This window comes from Lactobacillus sp. (genome assembly GCF_051893255.1).
Taxonomy (GTDB): Bacteria; Bacillota; Bacilli; order Lactobacillales; family Lactobacillaceae; genus Lactobacillus.
Genome location: NZ_JBJFHB010000036.1, coordinates 1 through 9,941, shown reverse-complemented (window position 1 = coordinate 9,941; position 9,941 = coordinate 1). Strand labels below are relative to the sequence as shown.

Annotated in this window: 8 protein-coding genes and 1 pseudogene; 2 read left to right on the top strand and 7 right to left on the bottom strand. The window is 48.9% G+C overall.

Features of this window, described 5'->3' with window-relative positions; translation table 11 throughout:
- Nucleotides 1–97 precede the first annotated feature (97 nt).
- The gene (locus ACI4WN_RS03280; RefSeq protein ID WP_439776948.1) at nucleotides 98–931 is read right to left on the bottom strand and encodes a DegV family protein; all 834 of its coding nucleotides are present in this window, start codon (nucleotides 929–931) and stop codon (nucleotides 98–100) included.
- Nucleotides 932–1,075: 144 nt separating this feature from the next.
- Here ACI4WN_RS03280 and ACI4WN_RS03275 point away from each other — a divergent pair, with 144 nt between their 5' ends.
- The gene (locus tag ACI4WN_RS03275) at nucleotides 1,076–1,564 is read left to right on the top strand and encodes a DUF1836 domain-containing protein (protein ID WP_439776947.1); all 489 of its coding nucleotides are present in this window, start codon (nucleotides 1,076–1,078) and stop codon (nucleotides 1,562–1,564) included.
- Nucleotides 1,565–1,642: 78 nt separating this feature from the next.
- Here ACI4WN_RS03275 and ACI4WN_RS03270 read toward each other — a convergent pair whose 3' ends face one another.
- The 3 genes from ACI4WN_RS03270 to ACI4WN_RS03260 form a co-directional block, all read right to left on the bottom strand.
- On the bottom strand, nucleotides 1,643–3,352 hold the full coding sequence (locus ACI4WN_RS03270; RefSeq protein ID WP_439776946.1) for a diguanylate cyclase domain-containing protein: 1,710 nt from the start codon (nucleotides 3,350–3,352) through the stop codon (nucleotides 1,643–1,645).
- Nucleotides 3,353–3,582: 230 nt separating this feature from the next.
- Nucleotides 3,583–4,530, bottom strand: a complete 948-nt coding sequence (locus ACI4WN_RS03265) for a glycosyltransferase family 2 protein (protein ID WP_008461444.1) — start codon at nucleotides 4,528–4,530, stop codon at nucleotides 3,583–3,585.
- A 45-nt stretch (nucleotides 4,531–4,575) separates the two neighbouring features.
- Nucleotides 4,576–6,525: a 6-pyruvoyl-tetrahydropterin synthase-related protein gene (locus ACI4WN_RS03260; protein WP_439776945.1), complete on the bottom strand. Its 1,950-nt coding sequence runs from the start codon at nucleotides 6,523–6,525 to the stop codon at nucleotides 4,576–4,578.
- 573 nt (nucleotides 6,526–7,098) lie between these two features.
- Between ACI4WN_RS03260 and larD the strand changes: the two genes are divergently transcribed.
- The gene (larD, locus tag ACI4WN_RS03255) at nucleotides 7,099–7,821 is read left to right on the top strand and encodes a D/L-lactic acid transporter LarD (protein WP_439776944.1); all 723 of its coding nucleotides are present in this window, start codon (nucleotides 7,099–7,101) and stop codon (nucleotides 7,819–7,821) included.
- Nucleotides 7,822–8,129: 308 nt separating this feature from the next.
- Here larD and ACI4WN_RS03250 read toward each other — a convergent pair whose 3' ends face one another.
- The 3 genes and pseudogenes from ACI4WN_RS03250 to ACI4WN_RS03240 all read right to left on the bottom strand — a co-directional run.
- The gene (locus tag ACI4WN_RS03250) at nucleotides 8,130–8,774 is read right to left on the bottom strand and encodes an ABC transporter ATP-binding protein (protein ID WP_439776943.1); all 645 of its coding nucleotides are present in this window, start codon (nucleotides 8,772–8,774) and stop codon (nucleotides 8,130–8,132) included.
- A complete protein-coding gene (locus ACI4WN_RS03245) occupies nucleotides 8,767–9,504 on the bottom strand; it encodes a FecCD family ABC transporter permease (RefSeq protein ID WP_439776942.1) in 738 nt (245 codons plus the stop codon). Before ACI4WN_RS03245 ends, ACI4WN_RS03250 begins: the two co-directional genes overlap by 8 nt.
- Nucleotides 9,505–9,506: 2 nt before the next feature.
- A pseudogene (locus ACI4WN_RS03240) lies at nucleotides 9,507–9,890 on the bottom strand (ABC transporter substrate-binding protein); the annotation flags it as partial.
- Nucleotides 9,891–9,941: the final 51 nt, after the last annotated feature.

Here is a 9,941-nt window from a genome sequence, read left to right as displayed (position 1 = left end):
ACAAGACAAGACAAGACAAGACAAGACAAGACAAGACAAGACAAGACAAGACAAGTAAAAAGTCAGCATCCTGATGGTGCTGACTTTTTACTATACTTTAGATTTCAATCCCAATCATCAAGCCGCCCTCTTCAGCATAGAAGCTGCACAGGCCCTTGCAAGTGTCAATTCCGACCTTGGACTTTGGGTATTCCTTTTTGTACAAGTCATGCAGGTCACTGGCCGTCTCCAGGTTGTGGACGTGGTCAATCTCTACGCGCCCGCCGCAGTAGCCAGTCTCCTTGCACTTAGCAACCACGCTGGCCAAGGCTTTTTTATCGCCTCTAGCCTTGCCTAAGGGTTCAATCAAGCCTTCATCAGCCCAGCCATAGACCCAAATCTTCAGCATCCCCAGCATCTTCCCCACCACCGGGTTCAGCCGGCCATTATTAACCAGGTTAATGACCGACTTTAAGGCAAAAAAGGTCTTCAGGTGGTTTTCAAAGTAGTCGTTGACTTCGCCGACAATTTCCAAAAAGGCCAAACCCTGTTCCTTTAATTCGGCGATTTTTTTGGCACCTAAGCGCTGAACTGGGCCCGCGCCGTAGCTGTCAAAGACGTAAATTTTCACTTCTGGGTGCTCTTCTTGGTAGAGGTTAGCGGCTTGGACAGCGGAATTGTAGCTGCCTGAGAACTTTTTCGAAATAGTGATGACAAAAATTTCATCCTCGCCTTCATAAGCCTTCATCCAAGAGTTGATGCTTGGGCAGGCAGAGGTAGTCTTCATCCCTTTTTCGGCATTTTCGTTAAACTTCACTGGATCAAAACTCTCGTCATCGGTCCAGGTGGTGTCTTCTTGAATCAGGTAAAGGGGCACCACTTCCAGTTGGCAATCCCCCAGTTGGCCCGGCAGCATGTTAGCAGCTGAGTCAACGATAATTTTCGTTTTCATGTTTTTGTTTTCCTCGTTATCGGTTTTCTAAAAACTGATCTTAGTCTATATTATCATTTATCCCTTGTCAAGCTTTTCAAAAACCGGTGAGAGATTTGTTATAATTGAGGTAGTAAGATTGTTTCCTTGGAGGCGACGATAACGATGACTACGACCACTTCTTTACAAAACTTCCACCTGCCCCGCTACCAGGACCTGCCCCAAATGGGCCTGTATCTGGAACAAACCGCCAGCTACATCAACGATGTTTTGGCCCCTTTGGGCAATGTCAGCCTGACCTCGTCAATGATCAGCAACTACGTCAAGCAGGATTTGATTTTTTCCCCAAAGAAAAAGCTCTACAGCCGCCAGCAAGTAGCAGAGCTGATTTTTATCGCCATTGCTAAAAATGTCCTGCCCCTGGCTGATCTCAAAAAGGGGCTTGAATTGCAAAGGAGCAGCTACGACACCCAGACCGCTTATGACTACCTGGTGGCGGAACTCGAAAACGTCCTGGCCTACGTTTTTGGCTATAAAGAACAGCTCGACGAGATCGGCCACGACCACAACGACTACAAACACATGCTGCGGAACATCATCATGGCCGTCAGCTACAAGGTTTACCTGGACCAGTACTTTGCAAAATTAGGTTAAGTCAAAAAAACAGCTAATAATATAAAAACGAGGATGATCAGCCTTTGGCTTGATTATCCTCGTTTTAATTTTTTGCCTTTAAATTGTCATCAAGGTCTGATAGATGATCGGACCATAGTGCGGATTTTCTACTAGGTGGAAGTTGGCCAAAACCTTGATCTCTCCGCCGCCGCGGTTGATCACCCGGTACTTCAATTGGTCACTTTCCTGCTGGTTGTCTTTAAACTTTTTCAGCCAATCCTGCACCCGTCGCAGGTCCCGCGGCGCCACGACGTGGACGGCTTGAGTGTTGACTTCGTCATAAAAGTCCCACAAGTTGTCGTAGCCTAAGAGCTGCAAGGTTCCCTGGTTGACAAACAGAATCCGCCCATCTTCTTGGGAATAGATCATCAGGGCCACCGGAATGTTCGACGCGATATCGTGGAGGGTAAAGCCCAGCTGGGCCCTTAGGTGCTTCTGCCCCTGACCAGAATAGCGCTGAGCTTGTCCCTTGCCGGACAATTTTACGTCATAGAGGGCTTCGTCTGCCTGGTTGAGCAGCTGTCGCATGCCATGCCCCTGCCTAGGGCTGTCGGCGTAGCCGATCGACAGACTGTACCTGATCTGCTTTAAGTAGTGGGTCAAGTAGTAGTCAGCCTGGGCAATCCGGTTAATAAACGGCTCGCTTTCTTCAGCGGTTAGGTCCAAAAAGGCAACCCGGAACTCGTCCCCGCCTGTCCGGCCAACGATGCCCTTTTTTCCAGCAACTTGACTGAGACTCTTAGCCACCTGCTTCAAGACCTGGTCACCCACCTGGTGGCCGTAGAGGTCGTTAAAGAGCTTGAAGTCGTCAATGTCGATCATGGCCACGGTGAAAGGCGAATTTGGCTTACTCTGCATGAACCGGCGGAGCTTGATCTCAAAGCCCTGCCGGTTGTTGATCCCGGTTAAGGCATCAATCGTCGCCTCTTCTTGAATTTGCCGCATACCAGCGAGCCAGTTGACGACTAAAATGCAAATCAGGAAAACTGCCGCCATTAGCAGCGCCACATAAGTCGAATCGCGCTGGGCCTTTTGCCGGTAAGTCCAGCCGTCTGTTGGCGAAACCACGATCTTCCAAGTGCTGCATTTGGCATCTGGCTGGAAACTGTAACTGACGCCTTTAGCAACCTTTTCCTTTGACTGCATCAGCAACTGGTACTGCTTAGATGCCGGCGTTTTGGACTTTAAAATCTGATAGTTGTAGCCAACCTGCTCCAGGTTGCGGTAGGCTACCGAGAAAAAAGCATTCGTCTTAATCGCAATGCCGGCAGTGCCCCAATATTTGCCCTGGCGAAAAACTGGCCGGTAGGCTAAGAGATAGCTTTGGCCCTGTGCTTTAATTCCACCTTGAAAAACGGTAGTACGTTTTTTCCGGGCATAGCTCACTAAACTTGAGTCTGGCTTAGCCGAGAAGTCGGTTTTGGCAGCCCGGTCATAATTCTGCCTTTGACCACTAGCTGGAATTAAGTAAATACCAGCAAGATAGCCGTTAGCCAGCTGCTGGGCCTGCACTTGAAAATGATCAATCTGGCCGTCCGTTCCCACCGTCGTCCGCTCGACTTCTTTAACTACGCTCTCTGACCGGCCTAGTTCCGGCAGAAAGGAAGTCGCCGCCAGCTTGGCCACCCGTTGGGCTTTGGCTGTTTGCTTTTGCTCATAGCTGCTGTAGCAGTTTTTGATAAACAGGGTCGTGCCCACTAGCAAAACACTAAAGATGATTAGCAGTGCGCAATAATCTTTCTTTTGCATTTTACCTTTCTTTCTCATCCCACAACTCCTTCATTCCTGATCATAGTACTTCTGATTATAATCTAATGGAAATGTAAATTCAATCAAAAAGACATAGATAGCGGATTCTTGATATAAAAATTATTATTATCACTTGGCTTTTGTAAGTGATTTTTTAGCAAAGATAAAAAAGCGCATAAAAAAACTAGCTGATCCAGCTAGTTTTGAATTATCACTATTTCCTTATATAAGCAGACTCATCAGTCTGACTAATCAATCTTTTTGATGTCAGGAATGTTGGATTCCTTAGAAATGTAGTGTGGCCGGTGCTTGCTTTCCATGTAGACCTTGGCTAGGTACTGCCCCATTACGCCCAGGCTGAGCATGATCAAGCCGCCGATAAAGATGATGACGCAGATCAGCGACGCCCAGCCGGCCACCGGATCGCCGCGGAGCAATTTTCTGATGATCACGACCAAGAGCATGATAAAGGACACGCCGGTCATGAAGATCCCCATCCATGACGACAAGGTCAATGGCACTAGGGAGAAGTTGATGATCCCATCGATAGCGTACTTAAACAGCTTCCAGAAGTTCCACTTGCTTTCGCCAGCAACTCTTTCCACGTTTTCATAAGGCAGCCAGTAGGTCTTAAAACCGACCCAGCCAAAGATCCCCTTAGAGAAGCGGTTGTATTCGCTCATTTCCACGATGGCATCGACCATCTCCCGCCGCATCAAGCGGAAGTCCCGGGCCCCGTCAACAACGTCGGCATCGGAGATCTTGTTGATGATCTGGTAAAACTTGTGGGCAAACCAGCTTCTGATCGGCGGCTCCCCCGTCCGGTTTTCCCGGCGGGTCGCCACGCTGTCGTATTCCCCAGAATCCAGAATCTTGATCATTTCCGGCAAGAGGGCTGGCGGGTCCTGGAGGTCCGCATCCATCACGGCCACATAGTCGCCGTGGGCGTTGACGAAGCCAGCATACATAGCGGCTTCCTTGCCGAAGTTTCTTGAAAAAGAAATGTAAAAGACGTGGGGATCTTTTTCCGCCAGGTCCTTCATGATTTCCAGGGTCTTGTCCCGTGAGCCATCGTTGACCAGGATGATTTCGTAGTCATCCGGCAATTTTTCCAAAACTTCCTTGGCTACTGGGTAAAAAAGGGGCAGCGCCGCTTCTTCGTTGTAGCAAGGAACGATAATCGAAATTTTTCTCATTGCTTGTCTGCTTTCTCTAACTTTTTATCTTTCTTCTCTATTATTCTACTCGTTTGTTTTTTCTGCTTTTTCTTTTTGTCTTTTAACTAAAAAGTATGCCAGTAAGATCAACAGGCCGGGCCAGGCTAAAAGTGAAATGGCGATAATCAGCTTCATCACGATTGACTCATTAAAGGTCAAGTAGGCCACGTTTTTGCCAACTTTGCTTGCAACTTTTGGCGCCCCGATCCGGTTGTGCTGGTAGCTGGTCAGCGTTTTGCCGTTGACTACCAGGTTAGATTGGTGGTAGGTCACGACGGGCAGGCGCTGGGCCTTGCCCTGCTTGCTCTTCCAAGTGATCTTTAGTCCGCCCTTGATGGTCTTGACCTTGACCTTCTTGCGAAGTTTTTGGCTTAAAACCGACTTCTTGTAGGCCATTTCCGCCTTCAAGGTTTGATTTTTGACGTATTCTTTCTTCTTATAGCCTTCAGCCCAGCCCTTAATAACGGGCTTCGGGTCTTGTTTGTAAATTGGCAAATAGTCGGCTACCGACTTCTGCGTCACCGTCAAAAAGGCGCTAAGGTCTTCCGTGTGGGTTTGGGCGTTAGCCTGCTTCAAGGCCTTGACTCGCTCTTTCTTCAGCTTTTTGCGGGCTTGGTCGCTCAGCTTCTTGCGCTCTTTTTGGGTCAAATAGGTGCTGAGCTTGCTCCCCAGCTGGGTGTTGGCGTTGTTTTTAACGCCGGCAATGTAGCCCTTCCAGGCATCCTCATTCAAGTATAGCACGGCGCTATCGATGCTGACCAAGGCGGCCGCGACCAGCACTGGGTAAACGAACCATTTGCCCTTAGCCTTTTTTAAAAAGCCTTCTGCACTCAGGGCCAAGCCGATCATTAACAGCGGGTAGGCGATGCAGGTGAAGCGGGCCGGGAATTGCAAAAATCTGGCCAAAAAGGGCAGGCGGTTAGAAATGTGGCTCCAAGGCAAGAGCTTAGAAGCTAAGAAGAGCCAAAAAGTCCCATACAAGGTGATGATGGTGTTCAGCTTATTGTCCTTGTGCTTCCACAAAACGTAAATGGCTTGGGCCAAAAAGATGTAAAAGAGCCAGTAAGTCAGCCCGGTTCTTTGGTTGTAGCCAAGGAGGCCGTGAGGACTTGGCCAGACGCTGGTGTGGCTCAGCTTAAGAGCATTTTTGCTCATTGACATGGTGGCTGGAGCCGCCAGGGTGTTGGTTTTTGACAGCCAGAGCAGCGGCGCCAGGGTGTTCAGGGTGAGCAGCAGGGCTAGGCCAACCGCCTTGGCTGTCTCCACTAGGATTTTTTGCTTGGCGCTTTTTGCTGGATGCTTGACCAAGGCGTAGATCCAGGCTGGCAAGAGGAAGGCCATGTACATGACCGCCGTTAACAGGTGGGTTTCTAGCGCCAGGCTCATGAGCAGGGCCAGCTTGATCCAGTGAACCGGCTTTTCCCGGTCAAAGACCAGGTCATAGGCCACAATCAGGCCAAAGGGCATGATGGCCGCACTGATCCCAGAAAAGTTGGTTGCGATTTGCCAGCGGGGCAGCCATCCGATGGTCATGTAAAGCAGGGCTAGCGGCGTTGCTACGCTCCGTCTCGCCTTAAACTTGCGCAGGGCCCAGTACATGCTGGTCCCGCCCAGGCTGAAGACCAAGAAGGAGCTGACGATCTGGTATCTGTACCAGGTCTTGACCGCCAGCACCAGCAGCCCATTTAAATAGGCAAATAAGGGCCCGTAGAGGGCGTTGATCACCCGGCCGGAGTGATTATACCCATACAAGCTCATCAGCCAGCTAAAGTTGCCGTGCTTGATCTGCTGGGCCGTTTCAAAGAAACGGTTATAGTGAAAAATCGTGTCTGACCCGATAATGACGTTGCCTGTCCGGGATTGCCGGTAAGCAAAATAGGCCGCTAAGCCAATAATTGCCAGATATGGCAGGCCAGCAAGCCAGTAATGATGTTTACTTGAAATATTTTCCGTATTCTCTTTTTCCTGATTCATCTTTCTTCCAATCTGTTTACACTTCTTCGATCTATCCTGCTTGCTGACTGTTAACACTATAATCCAGTCAAGCCAAGCTTGTCCTGACATTTTGTAAGAAAAAGCTATCTTTTTATCTACAAAGTCAAATATATAGTAAATCTATTCACCAGCGCTTTCAAGTGCCGAAAAAACGGCTTTACCTCTTTTTAATCATAGCTTTTTCTATATCTTTACGTAATCGTATATTTTAGATACCAAAAAAGCAGTCGAGGGTTCGACTGCTTTTCAGGTAGTGTATATGTTGTGTATATCAGGGAAAGAAAAATATAAGAAATATGAGTTATAGAAGAGTTCTCCATCTCTTCTATAGTTCTAACTATACCGGCCATTTTTGAACATTCTATGATCAAGTTGGTGCGGATCAATGAAATTAAAAAATAACGTTGTTATTTTTGACTGTTATTTTCTAGTAAAGAAAACGTATTCTTGGCAGAAATTGGCAATTTCTTGTATCTTTTTTAGGGTTATAGGTTTATAATTATTACCTGTTATGTACCTTTAAAAAATATCTACTACAAGGAGAACAAGATTTTGATGCACAACTTGTTAAATGAGTTCTTTTCTACTGGACTCATGATTCTGTTCGGTGTGGGAGTACACTGCGATGACGTTTTGAACAAGACTAAGTACCACGGTTCTGGCCACATTTTTGCCATTACTACTTGGTCATTCGGCATTACCGCCTGCCTCTTTATCTTCGGCGGCGTTTGCATGAACCCTGCAATGGCTCTTTGCCAAGCTATTTTGGGCTTGATCCCATGGTCAAGCTTTATCCCTTACACGATCGCTGAATTCCTCGGCGCCTTCGCTGGTGCCTTGCTGGCCTACTTCATGTACGCAGACCACTTCAAGGCTTCAGAAGGCACGATCGATGGGATTGCAACGAGAAACATCTTCTCAACCAACCCTAACGAACGCAACTTGCCTCGTAACTGGATGGTCGAAATGATCGCCACTACCATCTTCTTGACTGGTATCTTGGCTATCGTTGCCAACTACGAAAAGTTTGGCTTCACTCCACTCCTTGTGGGTCTCTTGGTATGGGCAATCGGTATGGGCCTTGGCGGTACTACTGGCTTCGCCATGAACCAAGCCCGGGACCTTGGTCCTCGTTTGGCTTACCAAATCTTGCCAATCAAGAACAAGGCTAACAACGACTGGCAATACGGTCTGCTTGTTCCTGGTACTGCTCCATTCGTTGGCGCAGTTTTGGCCGCAGCCATCGTTAAGTACTACTTGAAGCTGCACATCTAATAGCAAAAGCGCTGGATTTGATCCAGCGCTTTTTATTTTTCCCCTGACATGGTAGCCACGACCTTTTTCTCGATGTCCTTGACCCCCAGCATGGTAGCCACGACTTTTTTCTCGATGTCCTTGACCCCTGACATGGTAGCCACGACCTTTTTGGCCGTGGCTAACTACACTAGGGGGAAGCAACAACCAAAAATCGCCGTGGCTACCTACACTTGGGGGAAGCGACGTCCCAAAACGGCCGTGGCTAACTACATTAGGGGGAAGCAACAGCCAAAAACGGCTTCGATCGTTTCCGACGTCAGATCGCCCTACTCTACCTGTCCGCCGCTTACTAGCAAAATCTGGTCAGCCAGCCTTTGGGCTAACCGCAAGTCGTGCAGGACCAGGCAGATGGTTAGGCCACGCTCTTTGTTGATCTTTTTGCTTAAGGTTAAAAATTCTTCCTGAAAGCGGAGGTCCATGTTGTTGGTCGGTTCATCTAATAAGAGTAGCTCCGGTTCTTGCACCAGGGCGCAGGCCAGCCACACCCGCTGCTTCTGTCCGCCCGATAAGGCCGACATGGATCGGTCCCGCAGCTCAGACAATCCTAGTTCAGCCACAACCTCTTCCACCACCTGGTCTACCTGGTTAGAAAAAAGCGAGTAGTACGGCAAGCGGCCAGCCGCCACGACCTCTTCCACGGTCAAATCCCCGTACAACCGGCTTTCTTGTTCCATCAGGGCCACTTTTTGGGCGAAATCCTTTTTAGAAAAAGCATCGTAAGGCTGACCATTTAGAAAAAGTTGTCCACTTTGCGGTTCAAGCTGCCGGGCCAGCAATTTCAAGAGGGTCGACTTGCCCGACCCATTTTCACCAACAATCGCCGTAATCTGCCCAGTTGGAATTTCAAACGACGCCTCGCTAAGTATGGGGCGTTTTTTGTATGAAAAAGTAACCTTCTCTGCTTTAATCATTTTTCCCCTCCCGCACCAGCAAGTAAATCAAAACCGGGCCGCCAACGATGGCCAAAAGTAAAGTTGCTGATAGTTCATTGAAGACCAGCCGGCCAAGAGTATCGGCTACTGCCAAAATGGCGCTGCCGGCAAGCAGAGTTAATGGCAACTGATTCTTCCCCTTGGGGTCCAGCAGCCGGGCCAGTTGCGGGGCCAGGATGCCTAAAAAGAATACCGGTCCTAGACTAGCCGTGGCCGCTGCCGCCAAAAAGGCCGCGATAGCTAACAAGATCAGCCGCAGCTTGCCAGCCTCAATCCCCCAGGACTGCAGCTTTTCGTCGCTGAACTTCAAATAGGTCAAACTCGGCGCCAGGATGGTTGCAGCTGCTAAAAGTGGCACCGCCAAGAAGACCACAGTTAGGCTGCTGGTCCAGTTGCTGGTCGCCAGACTCATGCCGCTTTGCCCCGTCACCTCTTCCAAGGCGCTGAAGCAGGCGTTCAGGCCTAGACCGGCCAAAATTAGCCGGTCTGGAGAGATTTTTTGCGAAAAATAAAATAGCAAAACGATGGTCAAGCCGCCCCCAATGAAGGCAGCCAAGATCTTGCCCAGGTAAAGGCCGGGAAATAAAATTCCAAAAAAGAGGGCAAAAAAGTTAGCTGAAGCTGACACCCCGATGATGCCGGGGTCGGCGACAACGTTCCGCAAAGCCGCCTGCAAGGCCAAATAAGCCCAAAATATTTTATTTCTCATGATTATTTCCCGGGAAATAGCCACTGGCTGACCTGGCGCAAAGCCTTGGCAGCATTGACGTTAGCCGAGGCATTGAAGACCGGCTGCTGCAGGTCATAAACCCGCTTATTTTTAACAGCGCTCATCTTGGACCAGAAGGCATTTCGCTTAAATTCTGCCTTGAACTGAGGCAGGGTCACGCTCGGCAAGGCGTGTTCTAGCCGCAGGATCACGTCCGGATTCTGCTGGGCCAAAGAGTCATTGCTAGGGGTCAGGTAGGCCTTAGAAGACTGATAGACGCTCTCACCGCCGGCCAGGGTCACCAAGCTGCCAATGTAGGACTTGTTGGTCATGATCATGTAGCCGGACCCCGGAACCCCCATCAAAATGAGGACTTTGGTTTTTTTTTTCTACTCTAAGTCAAGTATTATCAACGATTTTAGGCAATTTTATTTTGA